This is a genomic window from Cryobacterium sp. CAN_C2 (assembly GCF_015751745.1).
Lineage (GTDB): Bacteria > Actinomycetota > Actinomycetes > Actinomycetales > Microbacteriaceae > Cryobacterium.
On sequence record NZ_JADOUX010000006.1, the window covers coordinates 14,933 to 38,614 of the forward strand.

19 protein-coding genes and 1 tRNA gene are annotated in these 23,682 nt (G+C 64.5%); 2 read left to right on the forward strand and 18 right to left on the reverse strand.

All coding sequences use genetic code 11. The features are described 5' to 3' along the window. Positions 1–49: 49 nt before the first annotated feature. Positions 50–964: a DMT family transporter gene (locus tag IWX77_RS06725; protein ID WP_196843751.1), complete on the reverse strand. Its 915-nt coding sequence runs from the start codon at positions 962–964 to the stop codon at positions 50–52. 40 nt (positions 965–1,004) lie between these two features. On the opposite strand from IWX77_RS06725, the gene def reads away from it, so the two are divergent. Then, positions 1,005–1,577, forward strand: coding sequence for a peptide deformylase (gene def, locus IWX77_RS06730; RefSeq protein WP_196843752.1), 573 nt, complete (start codon positions 1,005–1,007; stop codon positions 1,575–1,577). A 71-nt stretch (positions 1,578–1,648) separates the two neighbouring features. Here the strand turns inward: def and IWX77_RS06735 are convergent, their stop codons facing one another. The 14 genes from IWX77_RS06735 to recO form a co-directional block, all read right to left on the reverse strand. After that, positions 1,649–2,524, reverse strand: coding sequence for a sensor histidine kinase (locus IWX77_RS06735; RefSeq protein WP_196843753.1), 876 nt, complete (start codon positions 2,522–2,524; stop codon positions 1,649–1,651). Positions 2,525–2,649: 125 nt separating this feature from the next. Further along, a tRNA-Asn gene (locus IWX77_RS06740) sits at positions 2,650–2,722 on the reverse strand. A gap of 231 nt (positions 2,723–2,953) precedes the next feature. Next, positions 2,954–3,847, reverse strand: coding sequence for an ATP-binding cassette domain-containing protein (locus IWX77_RS06745; protein ID WP_196843754.1), 894 nt, complete (start codon positions 3,845–3,847; stop codon positions 2,954–2,956). Between the two features lie 5 nt (positions 3,848–3,852). Beyond that, on the reverse strand, positions 3,853–5,556 hold the full coding sequence (locus IWX77_RS06750; protein WP_196843755.1) for a dipeptide ABC transporter ATP-binding protein: 1,704 nt from the start codon (positions 5,554–5,556) through the stop codon (positions 3,853–3,855). After that, on the reverse strand, positions 5,556–6,647 hold the full coding sequence (locus tag IWX77_RS06755) for an ABC transporter permease (protein WP_196843756.1): 1,092 nt from the start codon (positions 6,645–6,647) through the stop codon (positions 5,556–5,558). The genes IWX77_RS06750 and IWX77_RS06755 overlap by 1 nt, the downstream gene beginning before the upstream one ends. Before the next feature lie 2 nt (positions 6,648–6,649). After that, entirely contained in the window at positions 6,650–7,741 is a 1,092-nt protein-coding gene (locus IWX77_RS06760; RefSeq protein ID WP_196843757.1) for an ABC transporter permease, read from the reverse strand. 102 nt (positions 7,742–7,843) lie between these two features. Continuing rightward, positions 7,844–9,472: an ABC transporter substrate-binding protein gene (locus IWX77_RS06765; RefSeq protein WP_196843758.1), complete on the reverse strand. Its 1,629-nt coding sequence runs from the start codon at positions 9,470–9,472 to the stop codon at positions 7,844–7,846. Positions 9,473–9,695: 223 nt separating this feature from the next. Beyond that, positions 9,696–11,561 (reverse strand): DNA primase, encoded by a 1,866-nt coding sequence (gene dnaG, locus IWX77_RS06770; protein ID WP_196843759.1) that lies wholly within the window; start codon positions 11,559–11,561, stop codon positions 9,696–9,698. Between the two features lie 133 nt (positions 11,562–11,694). Beyond that, positions 11,695–12,945, reverse strand: a complete 1,251-nt coding sequence (locus IWX77_RS06775; protein ID WP_196843760.1) for a deoxyguanosinetriphosphate triphosphohydrolase — start codon at positions 12,943–12,945, stop codon at positions 11,695–11,697. After that, a complete protein-coding gene (dusB, locus tag IWX77_RS06780; protein WP_196843761.1) occupies positions 12,938–14,110 on the reverse strand; it encodes a tRNA dihydrouridine synthase DusB in 1,173 nt (390 codons plus the stop codon). The genes IWX77_RS06775 and dusB overlap by 8 nt, the downstream gene beginning before the upstream one ends. A gap of 138 nt (positions 14,111–14,248) precedes the next feature. Beyond that, entirely contained in the window at positions 14,249–14,380 is a 132-nt protein-coding gene (locus tag IWX77_RS17050; protein WP_297413365.1) for a hypothetical protein, read from the reverse strand. Positions 14,381–14,464: 84 nt separating this feature from the next. Next, on the reverse strand, positions 14,465–15,202 hold the full coding sequence (locus tag IWX77_RS06785; protein WP_196843762.1) for a DsbA family oxidoreductase: 738 nt from the start codon (positions 15,200–15,202) through the stop codon (positions 14,465–14,467). A gap of 59 nt (positions 15,203–15,261) precedes the next feature. Beyond that, the gene (locus IWX77_RS06790) at positions 15,262–16,077 is read right to left on the reverse strand and encodes an isoprenyl transferase (RefSeq protein ID WP_196843874.1); all 816 of its coding nucleotides are present in this window, start codon (positions 16,075–16,077) and stop codon (positions 15,262–15,264) included. Then, on the reverse strand, positions 16,077–16,817 hold the full coding sequence (gene recO, locus IWX77_RS06795; RefSeq protein WP_196843763.1) for a DNA repair protein RecO: 741 nt from the start codon (positions 16,815–16,817) through the stop codon (positions 16,077–16,079). Before recO ends, IWX77_RS06790 begins: the two co-directional genes overlap by 1 nt. Before the next feature lie 167 nt (positions 16,818–16,984). Between recO and IWX77_RS06800 the strand changes: the two genes are divergently transcribed. Further along, positions 16,985–17,662: a hypothetical protein gene (locus IWX77_RS06800; protein ID WP_196843764.1), complete on the forward strand. Its 678-nt coding sequence runs from the start codon at positions 16,985–16,987 to the stop codon at positions 17,660–17,662. A 102-nt stretch (positions 17,663–17,764) separates the two neighbouring features. Here IWX77_RS06800 and leuA read toward each other — a convergent pair whose 3' ends face one another. The 3 genes from leuA to IWX77_RS06815 all read right to left on the reverse strand — a co-directional run bounded on the left by leuA (position 17,765) and on the right by IWX77_RS06815 (position 23,596). Continuing rightward, positions 17,765–19,531 (reverse strand): 2-isopropylmalate synthase, encoded by a 1,767-nt coding sequence (leuA, locus tag IWX77_RS06805; RefSeq protein ID WP_196843765.1) that lies wholly within the window; start codon positions 19,529–19,531, stop codon positions 17,765–17,767. Positions 19,532–19,709: 178 nt separating this feature from the next. Beyond that, a complete protein-coding gene (locus IWX77_RS06810) occupies positions 19,710–22,259 on the reverse strand; it encodes a bifunctional lysylphosphatidylglycerol flippase/synthetase MprF (protein WP_196843766.1) in 2,550 nt (849 codons plus the stop codon). After that, complete coding sequence (locus IWX77_RS06815) at positions 22,256–23,596, reverse strand: alpha/beta hydrolase (protein WP_196843767.1); 1,341 nt, start codon at positions 23,594–23,596, stop codon at positions 22,256–22,258. Before IWX77_RS06815 ends, IWX77_RS06810 begins: the two co-directional genes overlap by 4 nt. Between the last annotated feature and the right edge of the window lie 86 nt (positions 23,597–23,682).

A 23,682-nucleotide genomic window follows, 5' to 3' on the forward strand; every position in this document is an offset into this window, starting at 1 on the left:
GCCTGCCGCGTGGTGTCCCGCACCGTGGCGGCCGAAAATTCTTCGCGCGTCAGCGGTCGAGTTGGGGGTGATAGCGCGCCAGCAGGAATACACCCCAAATGGCGATCGCCCCGGCAATGACGAACGCCACCGCTGCTGCGGGCGGTGCCTGGCTCGCCTCGCCGAGCACGACGATTCCGATTCCGACCGCGACGAGCGGGTCGACAACGGTGAGCCCGGCAATGACAAGATCGGGCGGTCCCGACGCATAGGCGTTTTGCACGAAGTAGGCCCCCAGGGCGGCGGCGAGCAACAGACCGAGCACACAGGTCAGGGTGAGCCACTCGAAGTTACCGTTCTGGGTGCGGTTGATCACAACCTTGGCGAGGGTCGCGACGAACCCGTAGAGCACCCCCGCACCGAGAATGTAGAAAATTGCCTGCGATCGGCGGCGTAGAAACCCGAAGGCGAGAGCGAAGGCCAGCAGAACGCCCGCGAGAACGATGAGGATGGTCATCAGGTTTTGGTCGGTGACCGGCTTATCGACGGCGGTGAACGCGGCCACGGTCACGAACAGGCCGACCCCTCCCACGCACATGGAGATGGCAATGATGCTCGCACGGTTGAGCTTGACCTTGCTGACTCGGGCGTTCAGAACTGCGGTGATGACGAGGGCGACCGCCCCGAGCGGCTGCACCACGATAATCGGGGCGAAGGCGAGGCTCGTGAGTTGGAACACGATGGCGAGTCCGAGCATGAGCGATCCGAACACCCAAGACGGCCGGGCGAGTAGCAAAGTCAGCTGGCGCACATTGAGCCCACCGGTCACCTCTTCGGTGTGCGCCTCGACTTTTGTGACACCGCAGTGCTGAAATTGAGCGCCGAGGGAGAGAAAAACGGCACCGACCAAAGCCAGCGGAATTCCGATGGCCTGCCGTGGATCAATGGCAATTTCTGTCGCCAGATCGGTCAGGTCAGAGGTCACTTCATGACCCTATCGACAAGCTTGCCGATATTCTGGAGAAATGGCCGTACGCGCGATAGTAATTTCAGGTGCCCCTGTTCTCCACTCCCCCGCCGCTCCCGTCGTCAATTTTGACGATAGTTTGCGCGAATTGGTGCGAGACATGTTTGAGACGATGGATGCTGCGCCCGGGGTGGGTCTTGCCGCTACGCAGGTGGGCATCGGGCTGCGCATTTTCACTTACAGCTACCAAGATGATGATGACGTGTCGTGGCGAGGCGTTGCGATCAACCCCGAACTGTGGATCACACCGGTGTCTGCCGTGCCCGTTGACGACGAGGATATCGACGAAGACGAAGGCTGCCTGTCTTTTCCGGGCGAGCGTTTTCCACTGAAACGAGCGCAGTCCGCCGTTTTGCGGGCCGTCGACGCCGAGCAGCAACCGTTTGAGATTCGAGCGGATGGCTGGCTTGCTCGCATCTTTCAGCACGAATACGACCATCTCGACGGCACGCTGTATGTCGATCGTCTCGAGCATGTCTACGCGAAGATGGCCGCCAAGGTCGAGCGCAAGAAGAGTTGGGGTGTACCCGGCCTCAGCTGGACGCCGGGCGTCGACAACCTTGAGGGCTAAACGCCCGCGTACACGTGTGCGCGGTCAGGTTCGGGCCCGCGGGCCAGCGGCGAACCGAGTGGATGCCGGGGTCACCGGGACAGGTCCACGCCGTGCACGCCGTTATGAAAGCGTAGCGATGGGAACACGGCCGACACCGAGAAGCCAAGCCCGGGAACCGTTCCGGCGTTGAACACGCCGCCAAACAGTTGGGCGCGCTCACGCATCTGGGTGATGCCGGGGCCGGCAATGCTCTCGCTGAGGGCCTTGAGGTCGTCTTCGATCGTATACGGGATGCGTGCGGCCTGTTCGTTGGTTTCTTTGCCGTCACGACGGGCTGCGGCACGGATGCCGTCATCGTCGACGAGCAGTTGCAGGCCGTCGCGGGTCCAGGTGAACGACACTCGCGCTTCGGTGCCGACGCCGCCGTGCTTGAGGGCGTTCGAGAGGGCGCTCTGCAGGATGCGGAAGATGGCGAGCTCGGAGCCGGCAGTGAGGGCGAATCGCTCGCCCGATTCGATGAAACTCACGACGAGACCGGCGTCTTGCATGACGCGAAACAGGTCGCGGGTCGACTGTGGGCCGGGCTGTGGGGCGCCGACGGTCTCGCCCTCGCGCACAATCGTCAAGACGCGACGCATGTCCGCGAGGGCTACCCGGCCGTCGTCAACGAGCGCGGTGGCGGCCCGCACGGCCGTGGAGGGGTCGCTCGCGGCGGTGTACCGGGCACCTTCGGCCCGGGTGATGAGGCGGGCGATGGTGAGCACCGCGCCATCCTGAAGCTCGCGGATGATGGCCAGACGTCCCTGCTGCTCGGCGAGGAAGAGTTCCAGTTCGATGCGCACCCGGTCGGCGGCATTACGATCGAAGACGACCCGGCGCGAGCGCAGCAGCGAGATGGTGCAGAGCACGAGAAGCGCTCCGGAGAGCACGCCGAGTGCAGGTACCAGAAGTTGCGAGAAATCCACGCGGACCGCCGTCTCTTGTGCCGAAGCCGTGGTGCACTTTGAAAATTGGGAAGGAGCTTTTTTGTCGATAGAAAAACGAACCGACAAAAAAGGCCACCCGGGGTGGAGCCCTGAGTGGCCTTTCGCTCCCCGACTTGGACTCGAACCAAGAACCTGCGCATTAACAGTGCGCTGCTCTGCCAATTGAGCTATCGAGGAATGCTTGAACAGCGTTACTACTTTACCAAGGTTTTTTGCTGTGCCAAAACCACGACGGGTTCCGATCGGCTTTGACTGCCCGATTTGACCGGCTGACAACCCGTGCAGTCCCCGCAAAAGTGGGCCAGCAGCAGCAACTGAGCGGCCTCGTGAGCCACAAGTCGGTCGGGCGTGTCGGCCAGGGTCGCAACCGATCCCGCTCACGAGTGGATGCGGTCGGTCGCTTGTGCTTTAGCTTCCGGTCGCGGCATCCGTTTCATCGCCCGTAACGACGCTCGGCGCGTTCTCGACGACGGCGGCAGCAGCGGGAGGGTGCAAAGCGGCGGCGAGTCCCCGCACGTACGGATGCCACGGGTCTCGAAAGACGTCTTCGAGAGTGCCGAGGCCTACCAGTACGCCCTGATGCATGACACCGATGCGGTTCGCGACCCGCTGCAGCACGGCCAGGTCGTGGCTGATCACGAGTGCCGAGAAGGAACGCTCCTGCTGCAGTTCGCTGATCAGGTCGATCACGGCGTCACGAACCAACACGTCAACACCCGCTGTCGGCTCGTCCGCGATCAACAGGGCCGGGCCGTGCACGAGCGCCCGGGCCAGCGCCACCCGCTGCCGTTGGCCGTTGGAGAGCTCGTACGGGTACAGACCGAGAACGGCCAGCGGCAAGCGCACCGCGTCGATCATGGTGGCCACTCGGGCGCCCAGGGCGCGGCGGTTGAAGCGTCGATCCCGTTCGAGCACCGGTTCGGCGACAATCTCGGCCACCGTCATGGTCGACGGCAGGGTGTCGGCGGCATCCTGGGCCAGCAGTCCAACCCCAAACGTGAGCCGGGCCAGCTCGCGCTTGCTGATGCGGCGAAGAGCGAACCCGAGCACGGTCGCCTCTCCCCCGGTGATCTGCGGACGGATACCGGGGGCGTAACCCACAAAGGCATCGCCCGAGAGCACCCGGGCGAGGGTGCTCTTGCCGGAGCCGCTCTCACCGAGCAGCCCCACCACCTCGCCGGGCGCGATGCGCAGGGTGAACCCGTGCACCGCGACAAACGCCGGACTGGCCCCGTGCGGCGGGTACTCGATGGTTAAATCGCTCGTTTGGATCGGGGGAACAGAATCCGCGGCATGCCTCATGCGGACTAACCTGCCGCACGCAGAATGCGGAGTTGATCCCGCCGCAGTGCCTGGACGGCCGGATCGGGAACCGGCAGCGAGGCGAGCAGGCGCTGCGTGTAGGCGTCCTTCGGGGCGCCGAGCACCTCGGCACCGGTGCCTTCCTCGACCAATTTTCCCTTGTACAGCACGGCAATGCGATCGGCGAGAATGTCAACGACCGCGAGGTCGTGGCTGATGAACAGCGCCGCAAACCCAAACTCTTTCTGCAGCTCGGCGAAGAGCTCCAGCACCTTGGCCTGTACCGACACGTCAAGCGCGCTGGTCGGCTCGTCCGCGATGAGCAGGCTCGGTTCCAGCGCGAGTCCGCGAGCAAGGCTGGCCCGCTGACGCTGGCCACCGCTGAGCTCGTGCGGGTAGCGATCACCGTAGGCTCGCGGCAATTGCACCGCCTCGAGCAGTTCGTTGACCCGTTTGCGGGCTGCACCGGCATTGGCAGCGCGTCCGTGCACGACGAGCGGTTCGGCCACACACTCCGCGATCGTGAGCAGCGGGTTGAAGCTCGACGCCGGGTCTTGAAAGACGAATCCGATGTCGCTGCGCACCTTCTTGAAGGTGCGTTCCTTGAATCCGTTCATCTCGTGGCCGAGCACGGTGAGGGAACCGTCGGTCACCTGGGTGAGCCCGGCCATGGCACGGCCGATGGTGGTCTTGCCCGATCCGCTCTCGCCGACCAGGCCGAGGACCTCGCCCGAACGGATGATGAAGCTCACCCCGTCAACGGCGGTGAAACCGGGTTTTCCGAGCCGGCCCGGGTACTGAATTTTCAGGTTATCGGCGACGACGACCGGTGTCTCCACGGCCCACCCGGGTTCGCGGGCGAGTGCCCGCTCTGTGGCACGGGTGGTCCCCTGACCGACGTGCGGCACCGACCCGAGCAGGCGCTTGGTGTAGTCGTGCTGAGGGTTGGAGAACAGGGCCTGGGCCGGGGCCTCCTCGACGACCTTGCCCTCGTACATGACGACGACGCGGTCGGCGAGGTCGGCGACGACACCCATATTGTGCGTGATGAGCACGATGGCGGTGCCGAATTCGTCGCGGCAGCGGCGCAGCAGGTCGAGAATCTCGGCCTGCACGGTCACATCCAGGGCGGTGGTCGGTTCGTCGGCCACGATCAGCCCGGGATCGAGCACGAGGGCCATGGCGATAACGACGCGTTGCTTCTGACCACCGGAGAACTGGTGCGGGTAGTAGTCGACGCGGCTCTCCGGGTCGGGAATGCCGACCCGGCCCAGAATCTCAATCGCCTTGGCGCGGGCTTCCCGGCGGCTGAATTCGCCGTGGGCACGAATTCCTTCGGCTATCTGCCAGCCGACGGTATACACGGGGTTCAATGCGGTAGACGGCTCTTGGAAGACCATGGAAACATCTGTTCCCCGCAGCTGGCGCAGTTTCTGCTTGCTGACGGCGAGAACGTCGTTAGAGTTCGCGCCGTCCTTGCTGCTGAGGATCACGGCGCCGTGGGCGGTCGCCGTCTCCGGAAGCAGACCGAGGATGGTCTTCGCGGTGACGGTCTTGCCACTGCCGCTCTCACCCACGATCGCGAGCACCTCGCCGGGGGCCACGCGCAGCGTGACGCCGTCGACAGCCTTGACCGCGCCGCCGTCGGTGGCAAAAGTCACATTGAGGTTTTCGATGCGTACGACGTCGGGTAGGGAGTGAGCGCTCATTATTTGGCCTCGAATGGGTCGTCGATCGGGTGCGGGTCGTACGCGGGCAGGTCGGCTTCGAGCCCGTCAATGCCACCGGGGCCGGCGGCCAGGGTTCCACCGGGAACGACACTGGTCGCGGCGACGACGCCGGCGGTTTTGCCGGGGGCGCGGCGGCTGCGCAGGCGCGGGTCGGCGAGGTCGTTGAGGCTTTCTCCCACGAGGGTGATGCCGAGAACCACGAGAACGATGGCGAGTCCGGGGAACAGGCTGGTCCACCAGATGCCGCTTGAGACGTCGGAAAGCGACTTATTCAGGTCGTAACCCCACTCGGCCGCTGAGGACGGTTCAATCCCGAAGCCAATGAAGCCAAGACCGGCAAGGGTCAGAACCGCCTCTGACGCATTCAGCGTGAAGATGAGCGGCAGTGTGCGAGTGGCGTTGCGCAACACGTGACGGAACATGATGCGTGCGTTGCTTGCTCCGAGAACCCGGGCCGACTCAACGTAGGCCTCCGCCTTGATGCGCACGGTTTCGGCGCGAATCACACGAAAGTACTGCGGAATGAAAACGACGGTGATCGAGATCGATGCCGCGAGGATGCCGCCGATGAGGTCGGAGCGACCGCCCGAGATGACGATGCCCATAACGATTGCGAGCAGCAGCGCCGGAAAGGCGTAGACGGCGTCGCACACGACCACGAGCACGCGGTCGAGCCAGCCTCCGAAGTAGCCAGAGACGAGGCCGAGGGCCACGCCGGCGAAGATGGAGAGGAGGACGGCGACGATCATCACGGTGATGGCGGTCTGGGAACCCCAGATGACGCGCGAGAGAACGTCGTAGCCGCCGACGGTGGTGCCAAGCAGATGTTCGCCGCTCGGTGCCCGCTGGGCCCCGAACAGCCCGTTGTCACCGCGTAGCTGGCTGAAGCCGTACGGCGCGAGCAGCGGGGCGAAGATCGCGGTCAGAATGAAGATGCCGGTGATGATGAGGCCGACCACGAGCATGCCCCGTTGCAGGCCAATGCTCTGGCGAAGCTGGTGTACAACGGGAAGCCGGGTCCACAGCGGTGGTTTGGTCGCGCGGGTGGATTCTGCAGTGAGCGATGTCATGGCTAGTACCTCACTCTCGGGTCGATGAGCGCGGCAATGATGTCCACGATGAAGTTGGACAAGGCAACAATCACGGCGAGAAGCGCCACGATTCCCTGCACGGCCACGAAGTCGCGGGCCTTGATGAATTCGATGAGCATAAACCCGAGGCCCTGCCACTCAAATGTGGTTTCGGTCAACACAGCACCACCGAGCAGGAGGGCAATCTGCAGCCCAATGACGGTGATGATGGGAATGAGGGCGGGTCGGTAGGCGTGCTTGCTGACCAGACGAAACTCGTTGACACCACGCGAGCGGGCAGCATTCACGTAATCGGTGCCCAACGTACCGATGACATTCGTTCGCACCAGCCGAAGGAACACGCCGGCGGTGAGCAGGCCGAGGGCAAGGGCGGGCAGCACAGCGTGCATGAGAACGTCGCCAAGCACGGCAGGGTCTCCCGTCTGGAGAGCATCGATCGTGTAGATGCCCGTTGGACTAGGCAACGACTGCAGTTGCAGCTCAGACCCGATCGTGGATCGACCGGCAACGGGGAGAACCTTGAGCCACACGGCGAAAACCAGTTTCAGCAGCAGGCCGGCAAAGAAGACCGGGGTCGCGTAGCAGAGAATGGCGAAGACGCGGAGTGCGGCATCGGGCGCCTTGTCGCGCCAGTACGCGGCGACCATGCCGAGGGGAATACCGATCACGAAAGCGACGATGAGCGCGTAGAACACGAGCTCGGCGGTCGCGGACCCGTAGGTCAGGAGCACTTCGGACACCGGCCGGTTGGTACTGATTGTCGTACCGAAGTTACCGGTGAAAACCTGACCGAGGTACTCGAAGTACTGAACGATAATCGGCCGGTCGTACCCGGCCGCTTGAATGCGTTCCGCAAGCTGGTCGGGAGGTAACTTCGCGCCAAGAGCGGCCGTGATGGGGTCCCCCGTGGTGCGCATCAACCAGAACACCATCGACACCAGGATGAAGATCGTGGGAAAGATGAGCAGGAACCGGACGAGCAGATACCGACCGATTCCGCCACCCGGGCTGGTCTTCTTCTTCGAAACACGTCCGCCGACGGGGGCGGATGGCTTCACGGCCACAGCGGTCATAACTACCTCACGATTGCAAAAAAGAATCGGGGGCATCCAGCCTGGTGCTTAGCTGGACGCCCCCGGAGTTCAAACTAGAGAAAATTCTAGTCGCTCAACTGCTCAACCCTTGGAAAGGGCGCCGTAGCGGAACTTGAAGGACGCGTCGAGAGTGTCTTTGGTACCCGTGACGCCCGTTCCGGTGATAGCGATCTGCGAACCCTGCAGGAGCGGAATCGTGGGCAGATCGGCCGCAACCTTGTTCTGGATCTCTTCGATCATCGCGGTACGCGCCGCAGCGTCGCCGGTGACGGCCTGCTCGGTGACCAGGTCGATGACTTCCTGGTTCTCGTAGTGAATCTTCAGAAAGCTGTCCTTGCCGAAGAACGGGTTCAGGTAATTGTCGGCGTCGGAGTAGTCCGGAAACCAGCCAAGCTGAAAGATCGGGTACAGGTCAAGAACCCGATCCTTGGAGTACTGCACGTACTCGGTGGACTGCAGGTTGACCGAGAACAGGTCGGAGGACTCAAGCTGGTTCTTGATCAGGGCGTACTCATCGCTCGAACCGGGTCCGTAGTGATCGGTGTTGTACTGCAGGTTCAGAACGACCGGCGTTGTGATGCCGGCAGCGTCCAGGGCGGCCTTCGCCTTGTCCACATCCGGGCCGCCTTTGCCATCGCCGTAGAGGCCCTTGAGCGACTCATTGGCACCGGTCAGACCGTCAGGAACGTAGGAGAACAGCGTCGAGTAGCTGCCCTTATAAACCTGATCGGCCAGTTCGGCACGATCAACGACATCAGCAACAGCGGCCCGCACGGCGAGGGCCTTGGCCGGGTCTGCCTCGGCGGTGGTGGCACCGAACGGCTGGGTGTTGAAGTTGAAGGTGAGGTAGCGAATTTCGCCACCGGGGCCGTCAACAACCTTGACCTTATCGTTGCCGCGCAGGTCATCGATGTCGGTCGCCGACAGGCTGCGCCATGCGACGTCGATTTGGCCTTCCTGAATGTCGAGCTTCAGGTTTGAGGCATCGGTGTAGTACTTCACGTTGATGTTCTCGGTCTTCGCCGGACCGAGCAAGCCCTGGTAGCCCGCGTACGCCTTGTAGGCGAGGAGACTGTTGAAGTTGTAGGTGGTGAGCTCGTACTGCCCAGCAAATGCCTGTGCCTTGACGATGTCTTCGTCCGGCGTGATGGCATCGGCCGAGAACGTGTCCTCGTCGACGATGGCCGCGGCAGGGCTGGAGAGAATCTGAGGAAAGACCTGGTCGTTCGCTGCCTTCAGCGTGAAAACCACTGTCGTGTCATCCGGGGTTGCGACGCTGTCGAGGTTGTAGAGCAGCACGGCCGGGCCGCTGGCGTCGTTGATTGCGACCTGCCGGTCAAAGCTGAACTTGACGTCAGACGAGGTCAGTGCTTTTCCGTTGGCCCACTTGAGGTCAGGCTTGAGGGTGACCGTGTACTCGGTCGGCGAGGTGAATTCCGCCTTGGTTGCGATGTCGGGCTCGACGTCTGACGTGCCGTACGGACTGTTCATCAGAAATGGGAAGACCTGGGTCTGCACGGCGAAGGAACCTGCGTCGTAGGACCCGGCCGGGTCAAGCACGGTGATCTTGTCGGTGGTACCGACCGTGATCGTACTGCTGGAGGTCGTAGTGGAACCGCCCGCGGAGCAGCCGGCCAGAACGAGCGCCGCAGCGGCCAGTCCGGCTGTGGCAGCGAGAGCGCGCTTGCCGTTGGTGAATGCGGATGTCATATCCGTCGTCCTCTTCCTGTAGAAGTCTCATGACCAGGAGAACCCGAAAGGGGCGCAGCTGTTCATTGCTGTAAGGAAAGAATTAGCACAGAATTCGCAGACAGCCACGATCAGCCGCAGCTTCTTTACATATCTGCAACAAACTCGGGCTCATGTGTTGCAGTTTGGGTGACCCGCTCAAACATCGGTGTCGCGCACGACCGCGAAAAAGCCGGTGACGGCCTCATTCGTCACGGAGGGCGCGGCGCTCGGCCTCGATCCGCACGAGCTCGCGCTGCAGGGTGCGGTACATTTCGGTGTCGCTGGCATCCGCGCGCTGGAGGCGACCGAGCAACTCGGCTTTCAGCCGGAGCAGGTCTTTGTCAATGAGCACGATCGTGATGTCGCGCACGTAGCGGGCGACGTCTTTCTCGGTGCGCTCCGGCAGGTTCGCCATAGCGAGTTCCTGTACGAGGTTCTTGAAAGTGTTCGGCACCTCGGCGACAACCCGCTCGAGCCAGTCGGGCGCTTCGAAGTGCGCAAGACTCGCCGCGATTGCGTCGCGCACGACCGCGAGCGAGGTGTTTGTAAAGGATGTCTGCACCGCGCTGTCAAGAATGTCCCGCCCGATGAGTGCAGGTCGCTGCAGCATGGCCATGAGGCCGTCACGCTCGAGCCGGGTGACCGGGTCGGTGGGCAACTCGACCAGCGAGAATGGGCGTTCGACCGGGGCTTCGACCGCGCCGGCATGGCGGGGCGCGTTCGGTCCGCCGTTCGCTGAGGAGCGCGCACCGGACTGGGCGTTAAACACCGCTTTGCCGACCTCGCCCATGTCAACGCCGAGCATGCGGGCGAGCTCGCGGGTGTACCCGGGGCGCAGCACGGGGTCGCGAATATCGCCGACGACGGGGGCGGCGGCACGCAGAGCGGCCGTGCGGCCCTCGACGGTGTCGAGGTTGTACTGGGAGAGAATCTGGCGAATCATGAATTCGAACATCGGCTTCTTCGAGTCGACCAGCCGCCGTACGGCGTCGTCGCCGCGTTGCAGGCGCAGGTCGCAGGGGTCGAGCCCTTCCGGGCCAACCGCAACGTAAGTCTGCGCGGAGAAACGCTGCTCTTCGCTGAAAGCGCGCATGGCGGCCTTCTGGCCTGCGGCATCGGGGTCGAAGGTGAAGACGACTTCGCCAACGCCGGAGTCGTCACCCAGCACGCGCCGCAGCACCTTGATGTGATCGACACCGAACGAGGTACCGCAGGTGGCGACGGCCGTGGTGATGCCGGCCAGGTGGCACGCCATCACATCGGTGTAGCCCTCGACCACCACGACCTGGTGGCTGCGCGAGATGTCGCGTTTGGCGAGGTCGAGGCCATACAGCACCTGCGCCTTGTGGTAGACCGGCGACTCCGGGGTGTTGAGGTATTTGGGGCCCTTGTCGTCGTCGAGCAGTTTGCGGGCCCCGAAACCGATGGTCTGCCCGGTGATGTCGCGAATCGGCCAGACCAAACGGCCGCGAAAGCGGTCGTAGATGCCACGGTCACCGCTCGAGACCAAACCGGAGAGGGTCAGTTCCTCGGTGGTGAAACCTCGCCCACGCAGGTGGTTGGTCAGCTCGTCCCAACTTTTCGGTGCGAACCCGACACCGAATCGGGTGGCTGACGCGGCATCGAATCCGCGCTGACCGAGGAAGGCCCGGCCGATCTCGGCGCCGGCGCTACCGAGCTGGTCGATGAAGAAATCGGATGCCGTCTGGTTGGCCGCGAGCAGGCGTGCGCGATTGCCATGATCGGGGGCCGCTCCGGAGCCGTCTTCGTAGTGCAGGTCGAGGCCGACCCGGCCGGCCAGGCGTTCGACGGCCTCGCTGAAGCTGACGTGGTCCATCTTTTGCAGAAACGAGTACACGTCGCCGCTCTCTCCACAGCCGAAGCAGTGGTAGAACCCGACCTGCGGACGCACGTGAAAGCTGGGGCTGCGTTCGTCGTGGAAGGGGCACAGGCCCTTCATCGATCCGACGCCGGCTGACTTCAGCGTGACGTAATCGCCAATGATGTCGGCGATATTGGAACGGGCCTTGACCTCTTCGATGTCACTTTGTCGAATCAGTCCAGCCATGGGTAAATTCTATCGTCTCGATGCGCCGGGCTCGGCGCGAGCTCGCCGGGCCCATCATCGAAGCGCGGGCCCATGCTCTAATCTGGGCCCACGCTCCGGGCACGGGCACGGAACGTGGAGGGGAAGTAGGTGGCTAGCCCTGAACGAGGCGCTCGTACCAAGCCAGAGCGGACTGGTCAGTCAGGCTCGCGATCTGGTCGACGATGACGCGCTTGCGGGCGGCATCGTCGGAGGCAGCACGCCAGTCTTCGCGAAAACCGGGGTCGAGATGCTCGTCGCCGGACTTGTGCAGCGTCTCGGCCAGCAGGGTGAGCACCTGCCGTTGCTGCACGTAGATGGGTTTGCGGGTGTTGCGGGTCATGACGAAGGCGGCGACGATGCCCTTGAGTACCGAGATTTCGGCCTGGATCTCACGAGGCACGATCACGTTGGCGCCGAAGCGCAGCATGCTGGCGCCGGGATGCGCCTCCTTGGTGGCGTGCACCGCGGCACTGCTGAAACGGCCGATGAGCTGGCTCGTCAGGTTCTTCAGGTGACCCTGGTCGCGGCGTCCGGCGGTCCAGGACTCCATCCAGACATCGAGGGAGTCGAGCCGGTTGAACGCGGTCGCGAGGTCCTCGGCACTGGTTACATCGCCAACCCATTCCGACATGGTCGCCAGGAGTTCGTCGTGGTTGCTGCGGCTGCTCAGGGCCGCCACGTCGACGTAGCCGTTGACGATGGCGTCTTCGAAGTCATGCACGCTGTAGGCGATGTCGTCGGAGAGGTCCATCACCTGGGCTTCGACGCAGAGCTGGCGGTCGGGCGCACCCTTTCGAAGCCACTCGAAGGCGGCCATGTCGTCGTGGTAGAAACCGAACTTGGCGCGCCCACTCGGGTCATAGACCGAGGAGCCTTCGGGCCAGGGATACTTACAGCTCGCGTCGAGGCTCGCACGGGTGAGGTTGAGACCGTAGCTGTGACCGTCGGGTCCGAACACCTTGGGCTCCAGCCGGGTGAGCAGACGCAGGGTCTGGGCGTTGCCCTCGAAACCGCCGATGTCGTCGGACCAGAGGCTGAGCGCCTTTTCGCCGTTGTGGCCGAACGGCGGATGCCCGATGTCGTGCGCGAGGCAGGCGGTGTCAACGATGTCGGGGTCAACGTTGAGGCGCGATGCGATCTCCCGCCCGACCTGAGCGACCTCGAGCGAGTGGGTCAGACGGTTGCGGGCAAAATCGAGCCCCGCCGTGGGGCTGAGCACCTGCGTTTTCGCCGCGAGACGGCGCAGTGCGCTCGAGTGCAACAGACGCGCACGGTCCCGGGCGAAATCACTGCGCCGCGAATAATGCTCTTCAGGAAACCAGCGGGCCTCGTCGATCTCGCTGTATCCGGTCTGGTTAGCCACCGCTGGTGTCCCCTTCGCCCTCGGTCAAGTTCAATCGTTGCGCGCCGACGAGATCCTGCGACTCGAGCCAGTGCTCGGGCAACGACGGTTTCTTCGGTGTTCCTGCACGACCGCGTGGCCCTTCGACGTCAGCACCCGGGTAGGGCAATGAGGCGTCGAGGGTGCCGAGCAGGTCGTCGAGCTGCGCGAGTGATTGCACCATGGCGAGGCTCGCTCGCAGGTCGCCGCCCACCGGGTAGCCCTTGAAATACCAGGCGACGTGCTTGCGAATATCGCGGCAGGCGCGGTCTTGACTGTCGAAGTATTCGGTGAGCAGTTCGGCGTGGCGGCGAAAGGCGTTGATGACCTGACCGAGGCCGGGTTCGGCTTTGAGTTCCTGCCCGCGGAACGCTGCGGCGAGGTCTCCGAACAGCCAGGGGCGGCCCAAACACCCGCGTCCGACAACGACACCGTCGCAGCCGGTTTCACGCACCATGCGCAGGGCGTCGTCGGCCGACCAGATGTCGCCGTTGCCGAGCACCGGAACGTCGCTGATGGCGTTCTTGAGCTTTTCGATGGCGGACCAGTCGGCGTGGCCGGAGTAGAACTCGGCGGCCGTGCGACCATGAAGAGCAATGGATGCGACCCCAGCTCCGGCGGCGGCCTTACCCGCTTCGAGATAGGTGAGGTGGTCGGCGTCGATGCCCTTGCGCATTTTCACGGTCAGCGGAACCGAGCCGGCCGCGGTGACGGCGGCATCGATGATCTGACGGAACAGGCCGATCTTCCAAGGCAGGGCCGCTCCCCCGCCCTTGCGCGTGACCTTGGGCACCGGGCAGCCGAAGTTGAGGTCGATGTGGTCGGCGCGGTCTTCGGCGACGAGCATGGTCACGGCTTCGGAGACCGTCTTCGGGTCGACGCCGTAGAGCTGAATGGAACGAGTGGTTTCGCTCTCGTGGTGGGTGATCAGCCGCATCGTCTCGGTATTGCGTTCGACGAGGGCCCGGGAGGTGATCATTTCGCTCACGAACAGTCCGGCACCGTATTCGCGGCACAGCCGACGGAATGCCGTGTTCGTGATGCCGGCCATTGGCGCGAGCACCACGGGCACATCGAGCGTGAGCGGGCCGATCGTCAGCGGTCCGATCGGCGCCAGCTGGTCGACAGTGGGGGTGGATGAAGTCATGTTGCGTCAATTCTCCCAGAAAGCGTGGGATCCGCGAACCGGCCGGGCGGTCGCGTGGGCGGCGCACAAAAGCGCACCTGCCGGGGCGGTCGAGCTGGCCGTGCGACAGCTGCGCTTTCGTGGAATAGAGATCGGTTATTAGCTGCAGCAGCCGCCGCCGCAGCAGGAACCCGCGGCTTCGTCGGTTGCCGTGTCAGCGCTCAGAAGTTCGATGGTGGGACGGCCGCCAGCATCGGTGAAGACGGGTGGGGTGGTAATGGTGTCGCTCATGGGTGTTCTCCTGATCAATAGGGTGAAGGGGATGCGGCCGACTACGTGTGTAGTCAGGCTACGCGAGTTCGCTGGGTATCGCTGCTACGCCGAGGCCCCGTCGTCCAAACCGTCGGCCGAACCGTCGGCCGAACGGTCGGCCGAACGGTCGGCGCTGGCCTGGCCGAGAGCCTGAGCGAACGCGGTCGGATCCTGCGCGCCGGAGATGCCGTAGCGGCCGTCGATCACGAAAAACGGAACGCCCTGGATTCCGTAAGCGCCGGCCTGCGCCACGTCGGCCTTGACCGCGGCGAGGTACTCGTGCGCGTTGAGCGACCGCACCACATCGGCGCGGTCGAGTCCGATCTCGGCGGCGAGGTCGGCGAGGTCCTCGACCCGACCGACGTGGCGGCCGTCGATGAAGTAGGCCTTGAGCAGGCGTTCCATCATGTCGAGCTGGCGACCCTGGGCCTTGGCATAGTGCAGCAGCTCGTGCGAAATGACCGTGTTGGTCTGATGCACCGAGTCGTAGTCGTAGTCGAGGCCGACGCTCGCGGCGATCGCGGTAACGTTCTCGAGCATCGTCTGAACCTGATCGATGGGCATGCCCTTGCGCTGGCTCAGGTAGTCGACGGCGTTGCCGACGAATTCGACCGGGGTATCGGGTGAGAGTTCGAAGCTGTGGTACTCGACCTCGACGCGCCCGTCAAACATCGCCACGCCGGTCTCAAACTTGCGTTTTCCGATGTAGCACCAGGGGCACTGCACGTCAGACCAGATGTCGACCTTGATCGGGTCGGTGTTCGTGGATGCGGTTGTCTCGGTTGCAGTCGTGTCAGTCACTCTCGTCCCAACGGGGACCCGAGCGTTCGTATTCCCCGTTCGGAATATTTGGAGGCGCCTCAGGGCGTGGGAGCATCGACCGCGCCGCCGTAGCGCCGGTTGCGGGAGGCATAGAGCTCGACCGCGTGCCAGAGGTCGGCCCGGGTGAAGTCCGGCCACAGTGTGTCCAGAAAGACCATTTCGGCGTAGGCGCTTTGCCAGAGGAGAAAGTTGCTGGTGCGCTGCTCCCCCGAGCTGCGCACGAACAGGTCGACGTCGGGCAGGTCCGGCACGTACAACTGCTTCGCAATGGCCTTCTCGGTGATGCCCGACGGCTTCAGCCTGCCCGCGGCTACGTCTACGGCCAGCGCGCGCACGGCATCCGTTATTTCCGTGCGACCGCCGTAATTCACACACATGGTGAGCGTGAGCACGTCGTTGCCCGCGGTGAGCCGCTCGGCAAATTGCAGTTCGTTGATAACGGATGCCCACAGTTTCGGCTTGCGCCCGGCCCACAGCACCCGCACGCCCCAGTCGTTGAGCTGATCGCGGCGACGATGAAGAACGTCGCGATTGAATCCCATGAGAAAACGCACCTCATCGGGTGAACGCTTCCAATTCTCAGTGGAGAAGGCATAGACACTGAGGTGCTTGACGCCGATCTGGATGGCGCCGGCGACGACGTCGAGCAGGGCGGCCTCGCCGGCCTTATGCCCCTCGATGCGGGTGAGGCCCTTCTCGTTGGCCCAGCGGCCGTTGCCGTCCATAACGACGGCGACGTGCTCGGGCACGACTCTGCGGGGCAGTTCGGGTGGATACAGGCCCGTCCAGTCCAGCGGTTTGAACGGCACGGCATCCTTGTGCGTGAACCCTGTGTGGCCAAACAGCCGAGCCATCATCGGGCGACGTGTTCCAGGGAGCGAAGCCCGCGACCCAGGTGCCACTGCGTGTAAGCGGCGACGACGCCGGCCGCCTGGCTCTGCGTGCGTTCGGGCATCGCCGCGGCGTGCTCCCAATCGCCGGTGAGCAGCGCGCTCAGCAGGCCGATCGTCGCCGCGTCGATCCGGGGCGAACCGGGTGGGGCGCAGGCGTCGCAGACGATGCCGCCGAGCTGCACCACCATGGCGCTGTGCTGTTCAACTGCGCCGTGCTGCCCAACTGCGCCGCACCGAGCGCAATCCTGAAAGCTCGGCGCCCACCCGGCCATCGATACGGCGCGCAGTAAATACGAGTTGAGGGTGAGGTGGGAGCCGTGCTCTTGGCGGGACAGCGACCGCAGCGCGCCGACCAGCAGCAGGTATTGCTGCAGCGACCCTTCCGATTCGGTGAGTTTGTCGGCGGTTTCCACCATGACGCTCGCGGCAGTGTAGCTGCCGTAGTCGGCGGTGATCAGGGCGCCGTACGAGCCAAGCGACTCGGCCTGCGTGATGATGTCGAGGCTGCGACCCTCGTAGAGCTGCACGTCGGCGACCATGAAGGGTTCGAGCCGAGCACCGAATTTGGAGCCGGTGCGCCGCACGCCCTTGGCGACTGCACGCACCTTGCCGTGCTTTCGCGTGAGCATGGTGACGATGCGGTCGGCTTCACCCAGCTTGTGGGTGCGCAGCACGACGGCTTCATCTCGATAGACAGGCACAGGTAATTATCCCACCCCGCCGCGGTAGATGTGGTCACGGCGTGGCGGCCCGAAGAACCGGCTGACGGTGTTGCTGACATTTTGTCACTAGTCTCGCCTGGCTCTGGTTTTTCGGGCCGGACGGGGGGAGACTTGGGGGTACTCGTCCCCATGGTATGGAGGTTTTCATGAAACCAGTCCAGGGCAGCCTGCCCGACATTATGCCCGTGCTCTCGCGTGGCAAGCACCGCACTCCCAAGAGCGGTGGCTGCTTCATGGAATTCGCCTCCTACCTCGCTGGCGAGTCCTGGAGCGACCACCCCGCTTGCACCCATCCGGTGCTCGCCTCGCTGGCTCGCATGGTCAACGACTGCAGCTCCGACGACGCCCGGTCGCGGCTCACGCTGCTGATCCCGTCGGTGATCGGCCTGACCGGTTCCGATAAGCGCGTGGAGGTCGCTGTCGCGCTGCGTGCCGGGTGCGAAGCGCTGCCGGTGGCGAGCCTGGAACGGCAGCGCGCACTCGCCGTGGGGGTTCTGACCTGCGAGCGAAGCGCATCCGTTCTTGATCCGGCGCTCGCCCTGCGGGTGCGCCCCCTCGTTCGGGCCGCCCTCGACGAAGCTCCCGATGCCGAACGCTGGGCCCGTAACTTCATCGGGAGCGTGCATTCCTGGTCGCACACCAAGTTCACGCCGCGCACCGCCGACACGATCATCCGCGTCGCCGTGCAGGGCATCGGTGAGGCCTGCGTCGCCGACCCGGACGCTCGGTTGTATACCCTGCTTGATCACGCGATCGACGATTGCAAGGCCCTGCTGGGTGCGCGCACGACGAACCGAACGGTGCACCTGCCCGTCCTGGCCTGATCGTCAGCCCCTTGACCGCACCCGGATGGTGCAACGAAAGCCCAGACCCTCAGTGACGAGTCTGGGCTTTCGTGTGTGCTGCGCCTAACGGATGCTGCGGCGTTAGACGGCGGCCAGTTCCAGGTCGCCGACCTCGGCACGGATGCCACGGTTGACCGCGGAGACAACCGCCTTGAGCGATGCGGTGGAGATGTCCGCGTCGATGCCGACGCCCCAGTAACGCTTTCCGTTCACGTCGAGCTCAACATAGGCGGCGGCCTGTGCGTCACCGCCGGCCGAGAGCGCGTGCTCCACGTAGTCGTACAGAGTGATCGCGATGCCGCGCTCGGCCATCACGCCGAGGAACGCGTTGATCGGACCGTTGCCCGACCCGGTCACCGGTGCCACGATGTCGCCGTCGCGCAGTTCGACGGAGAGGTCGACGGTACCGGACAGATCGCTTGAGGTGCGGGTGGAGTGCAGTTCGAAGCGTCCCCACTTGGCCTCGGGATTCTTGATCGTGGCCGGCAGGTACTCATCGTTGAAGATGTCCCAGATCTGCTCGCTCGTCACCTCGCCGCCCTCGGCATCGGTTTTGGCCTGCACGACGCCGGAGAACTCGATCTGCAGCTTGCGCGGAAGGTCGAGGGCGTGGTCGGTTTTGAGCAGGTAGGCGACGCCGCCCTTGCCGGACTGCGAGTTGACCCGGATCACAGCCTCGTAACTGCGGCCGAGGTCCTTTGGGTCGATCGGCAGGTAGGGAACAGCCCAGACCAGGTCGTTGACGGTGCAGCCCCGCTTGGCGGCGTCGGCATCCATGGCCTCGAAGCCTTTTTTGATGGCGTCCTGGTGCGATCCGCTGAACGCGGTGAAGACCAGGTCTCCGGCCCACGGGTTGCGTTCGGGTACCGGCAGCTGGTTGCAGTACTCCGCGGTGCGCTTGATCTCGTCGATGTTGCTGAAGTCGATCTGCGGGTCGATACCCTGCGTAAACAGGTTGATACCAAGAGCGACGAGGTCCACGTTGCCGGTGCGCTCCCCGTTGCCGAACAAGCAGCCCTCGATGCGGTCTGCACCGGCCAGATAGCCGAGCTCCGCGGCGGCGATCGCGGTTCCACGGTCGTTGTGCGGGTGCAACGAGATGAGAATGTTTTCGCGCTGGGCCAGGTGAGCGCTCATCCACTCAATGGAGTCCGCGTACACGTTCGGGGTGGCCATTTCAACGGTGGCCGGCAGGTTGACGATGACCTTGCGTTCCGGGGTGGGCGCCAGAACCTCGACGACCTGGTTGGTGATGTCGACGGCGAAATCGAGCTCGGTGCCGGTGAAGCTCTCCGGAGAGTACTCGTAGTAGATGGTCGTGCCGGGAATGGTCGCTTCCAGCTGCTTGCAGAGGCGCGCGCCGAACAGGGCCAGGTCGATGATCCCCTGCTTCTGCTCGCGGAACACGACCTCGCGCTGCAAAATGCTCGTGGAGTTGTAGAAGTGCACGATGGCCTGCTTGGCACCCGAGATGGACTCGTAGGTGCGCTTGATCAAATGCTCACGAGCCTGCGTGAGTACCTGGATGGTGACATCGTCGGGAATGGCGTTCTCGTCGATGAGGCTGCGCACGAAGTCGAAGTCGGTCTGGCTCGCCGAGGGGAACCCCACCTCGATCTCCTTGTAGCCCATGCGTACCAGCAGATCAAACATGATGCGCTTGCGCTCGGGGCTCATCGGATCGATGAGCGACTGATTGCCGTCCCGCAGGTCGACCGCGCACCAACGCGGGGCAACCGTGATGTGCTTGCTCGGCCAGGTGCGTTCGGGCAGGTCAACGGCGAACTGCTCGTGGTACGGGCGGTAGCGGTGGATCGGCAGTATGGATGCGGTCTGATTGTTCTTCATGGTCCTGTTTCCTCGTGGGTGTCGTACAGCCAACGACGAACTCCGCGACGAGGGAGGCCTTTAGATTAGGACTCGTCGCGGCAGCTAAGGAAGAGCGCACCGTTCAACACGGGTTCAGGCTAGCACCGTTTGGCCGCGCTGATACCACGGGTTGCTGCCGCCCATCTGCCAGCGGATGCTACTGGCCGCGTCCGCGCATCAGGGTCACGACGTCGCGCATCGAGAGGCTTGGCAGGTAGGCCTTCGCCAGCGCCAGCCCGATCTCCGGAAGTTCGACCGGGTCGGGGAAGGCCATGAAAACGGGGGCAAACTCCGGCTGGAATTTGCGTTTGAACAGCAGCAGCGACCGAAATCCGTAGACCGGTTCAAGCGTACGACCGAGATAGTCCAGCAGGCGGTCTGCGACGCCGCCCTGCCGTGGCCCGGAGGATTGGGCGAGCGGTGCTACGGACAGGCTGAGAAACTGAATCTGCGCGGTCTCCTGCATCCGCTCCGCCGTTTGTGCGATCAAAAACTCCATCACACCGTTGATGCTGTCTGGCCGACGCCGCATGAAGTCCAGGGTCCAGCCGACTATGACTCCCTCCCGGTAGGTTGGCAGCCAGCTGGTCACGGCGTGCACGCGGTCTGCGCTGTCGACGGCGAGCATGAGGCGCACGGCGGGGTCACGCAGTTCGTCGAGGCCACCGAGGGTGAACCCCAGTTCGGGGAGTTCCTTCTCTTGAACCCACTGCTCCGAGATCTCCGCGATTTGGGTCGTCGCCGCCAGTGACAGCGCCCGGTAACTGGTCCAGATCGCCCGCACGCCGGCGCGGTCGGCACGATTGATCGACGTGCGGATGTCCTGCCACTTTTTTCCCGTGGTGCTCCAGCTGCTCGGGCGCAGCAGCGTCTCCTCCCCCACCTGCATGGTGTGCCAGCCCATCGCGTCGAATACGGGGTGCCAACTCTCGTGCAGGCTGTAGAACACCGGCACCCAGCCGCGGTCATCGCACATCCGGGCGAAGGATGCGACAGCGTCGGACGCCTCAGAAGATGGTCCGACCGGTTCTGACGTGGTGATGGCGATGCTGTTCACGACGCGGTAGGCGATCGCGGTGCGTCCGCTCGCGGTGAACCACAGGGAGTTGCCGGTCCACGTGGTCATGAACCCGAGCGATCCGCCGCCATGGGCGGACAGCAGGGTGCGCAGCCGCGCCGGCGAGTCGGCGGTCGGCCCGACGGCGGCGCTCTGCAGGCAGACGATCGCTCCAACGAAAACGACGATCCAGAAGACAGCACCGACTCCGTCGTACAGGGCGGTGGCGAGGGGGTCGGTCGGAAGGAACGACGCCCGTTCCAGACGCAGGAAGCCGACCGGAATGAATCGTTCGGGAACATCCGCCAGCAAGTCGAGCAGGCTGACCGCGGGCCGAAAATGGTCGCGAAGCAGCCAGCCGACACCGACATAGAACGGGACGAGGGCGGCGAAGCTGCCGAGGGTGACCAGGAGAAACCGCCGCCGCTGGCCGGCGCGGGAGTAGACCGGAAAGCGGCGCAGGTTGCCGAGGATGACGAGGGCCACGGCGAGGGGAATGAGCACCGAGACCACGAGGATGAGCGTGACCTCCCAGTACCGGCCGGACTGCCATTGCCAGACGTAGGCCTGCCCGGAAAGGGGCAACAGCCCGTAATACCAGGCGGCGAGCAGGGCGAGCCCGGTGTTGATCGTGATGGCGAGCCACGCGGCGAACCGTCGACCGCGGGCGAGCCCGACAGCGGCAACGACGAGGGTGAGCAGAGGCAGCAGGCTCACCAGTACCGGCCCGGCCCCGCCGATGCGTTCGAGGCTGAGTTCCTGCACGCACTGCCGGGTCACGTCACCGAGCAGGCAGCGGTCAACGACCTCCCCCGCCGTCGGTACGTCCTGGGAGAACAGCAGGCCAAGCGGTGCGAGCAGACCGAACCTTGCCCCTGAGAAGATGGTGATGACCGGGCCGACGGCGACCATGCCGACAATGGCGGCCAGCAGGGTGCGGGTTTCGTGGTCGGAACTGCGCCGCCACGACGTGACACGGAGTGTCGGGCGAAACAGCCAGCCCACACCGAGCCCGACCGCCACGGCCAGCATCCGATAGAGGTCGGAGGGCTGGCCGGAATACAGCACGAGCACGAGCACCGTCGACAGCCCCAGCACGCGGATGCGGCGACGCCAGAGCGGCCCGACGAAGTAACTGGCCGCCATAGCGCTGCCAAAGATGGGGGTGAAAGGGTCGATCGCCCACAACTCGCTCACACCGCGCGACCACATCTCCCCGCCCGCCACACCGAGGTACTGGGCACCGAGGCCGATCGTCGCACCGAGAATCGCCGTTGCCAGAAAGGCGATCACGGTGCGCCGGGTGCCCATCAGCCGCTCGGCGAAACCCAGTAGGATCACAGCGCCGGCCAGCGCCAGCACCAGTTCGGCGCCGTTGTCGACGAAGAACGTTGAGGTGAGCGGCGACCACCAGTGACCGAGTTCGATGACCGACTCGTAGCCGGTGCCGAAGAGAAGACGGATGTCTCGAGACGGCCCCGAGATCACCCCGCTGACCAGCGCGACGACGAGTAGGGACCCGGCGTAGGCGAGGGCGAACGGGCGCCGAGCCGCGAACCGCCCGAACGATCCGATCCCGACGCCTCGCGCCGGGATCGGTTTCGTGGGGACGCGCTTTCTGGATTCACTCTCGATTCTGTTTCGGGTCATCGTGTCAGCGCCCCGGCGTCGGGCGCGAGCAAAGCGGTGCGGGCGGCGATGACGGGCAGTGCTGTGGCCCAGGCGTAGTCAACGGTGTGCCAGTCGTGGGCCGTGCCGGGTGACACGAACAGGTGGGTGTCAACGCCGGCCCGCTTGGCAGCATCCGCTAGCGCGTGCACCCCGGGCAGAAAGCGCAGGTCACCGTCGCCGACGACGAAGATCGCTCCGAGGGCGCCGTACGGTGCGTGCGCGGCGAGGAGAGCGGTCGGTGCTGCTGCGGCGTAGGCGGCGGCGCTGCCGCCGAAACCGGCTGCCACCGTATGCGCCTCGCTTCCGTATTTGGGAACGAGCTCTCCCGCGATGTCTAAAATCGTACCGAACAGCTGCGGATGCGCGGCTCCAAGCTGAATTGAACACGTGCCACCCTGGGAGAATCCGGCGATGGTCCAGCCATTCGGCTGGTCCCTCACATGCAGGTGCGCGCGGATCCAGGCCGGAACATCGATGGTGAGATAGCTGTCTACCTGGCCGAGCGCAGAATCCACGCACATTGGATTGCTTTTAGGAGAACCGAGCTGGTCGGGAACCACGACGATGGGGGCCAGGCCGGAGTGTGCCTGGGCGTACCGGTCGAGAATATCGGCCAGACCGCCGGCCGTGAACACGTCGCTCGGGCTGCCGGGTTGGCCCGAGAGCATCTCGACCACGGGTAGCGCGGGCGCTTTGGTGCCCGTTGCCGCTGGCGGCAGGTAGACCATGGCGGAGCGGGCGGCGAATCCTGAAACCGTCCCCGGGATGGTGACGGTGCCGACGGTGCCGGTTGAGGAACCGGTGCTGCCAGTGGTGCCGGCCACGTGCGTGCCGCCCTGCCCGCTGGCGAGCGCCCGGTCAAGTGGTGCGTAGGTGGCCAGACCGAGAGCCACGCGCAGGGTGGGAAACTGGCCAACATCGGCGTTGATACCGGTCGCGGCGCTCAGCAGGCAGAGCGGTAGGGCACAGATGGCGACTACTTGCCGCCATCGAACCTGACCGCGCAGGTTCAGCAGCACAATCGCGACGCTGGCAAACAGAGCGGTGGTCCAGAGCCGGGTGCCGATGGACAGTGACACTCCCCACGGATCCCAGACGTCACTGACGAACCAGGCCAGCACCCAACCGGAGGCTGCACCGATCACGGCGCCGATAACGGTAACGACGGCGCGACGCACGCCGGTCGGACCGAGCAGTACGAGCAGTAGCGCGAGGCCGGTGACGCCGTAGAGCGTCGCGAGGAACGGAGCGTCGGTGAGGTTGACATCGAGCGGACTGACATCGAGCGGACTGACATCGAGCAACAGCGAGTTCATCCGGGGCCTCCGAATTCATTGTGGCATTGCGGAGTCGTTCCGCGCCCCTCGCGGCTACTTTGTCGGCCGCAACCCGGGTAAGCCAC

Coding starts and splice junctions, on each gene's coding strand:
- leuA (WP_196843765.1), bottom strand. CDS start 19,531: ATGAAGAACAATCAGACCGCATCCATACTGCCGATCCACCGCTACCGC.
- IWX77_RS06745 (WP_196843754.1), bottom strand. CDS start 3,847: ATGAGGCATGCCGCGGATTCTGTTCCCCCGATCCAAACGAGCGATTTA.
- IWX77_RS06815 (WP_196843767.1), bottom strand. CDS start 23,596: ATGAACTCGCTGTTGCTCGATGTCAGTCCGCTCGATGTCAGTCCGCTC.
- IWX77_RS06750 (WP_196843755.1), bottom strand. CDS start 5,556: ATGAGCGCTCACTCCCTACCCGACGTCGTACGCATCGAAAACCTCAAT.
- dusB (WP_196843761.1), bottom strand. CDS start 14,110: ATGACTTCATCCACCCCCACTGTCGACCAGCTGGCGCCGATCGGACCG.
- dnaG (WP_196843759.1), bottom strand. CDS start 11,561: ATGGCTGGACTGATTCGACAAAGTGACATCGAAGAGGTCAAGGCCCGT.
- IWX77_RS17050 (WP_297413365.1), bottom strand. CDS start 14,380: ATGAGCGACACCATTACCACCCCACCCGTCTTCACCGATGCTGGCGGC.
- IWX77_RS06790 (WP_196843874.1), bottom strand. CDS start 16,077: ATGGCTCGGCTGTTTGGCCACACAGGGTTCACGCACAAGGATGCCGTG.
- IWX77_RS06800 (WP_196843764.1), top strand. CDS start 16,985: ATGAAACCAGTCCAGGGCAGCCTGCCCGACATTATGCCCGTGCTCTCG.
- IWX77_RS06765 (WP_196843758.1), bottom strand. CDS start 9,472: ATGACATCCGCATTCACCAACGGCAAGCGCGCTCTCGCTGCCACAGCC.
- def (WP_196843752.1), top strand. CDS start 1,005: ATGGCCGTACGCGCGATAGTAATTTCAGGTGCCCCTGTTCTCCACTCC.
- IWX77_RS06755 (WP_196843756.1), bottom strand. CDS start 6,647: ATGACATCGCTCACTGCAGAATCCACCCGCGCGACCAAACCACCGCTG.
- IWX77_RS06760 (WP_196843757.1), bottom strand. CDS start 7,741: ATGACCGCTGTGGCCGTGAAGCCATCCGCCCCCGTCGGCGGACGTGTT.
- IWX77_RS06810 (WP_196843766.1), bottom strand. CDS start 22,259: ATGACCCGAAACAGAATCGAGAGTGAATCCAGAAAGCGCGTCCCCACG.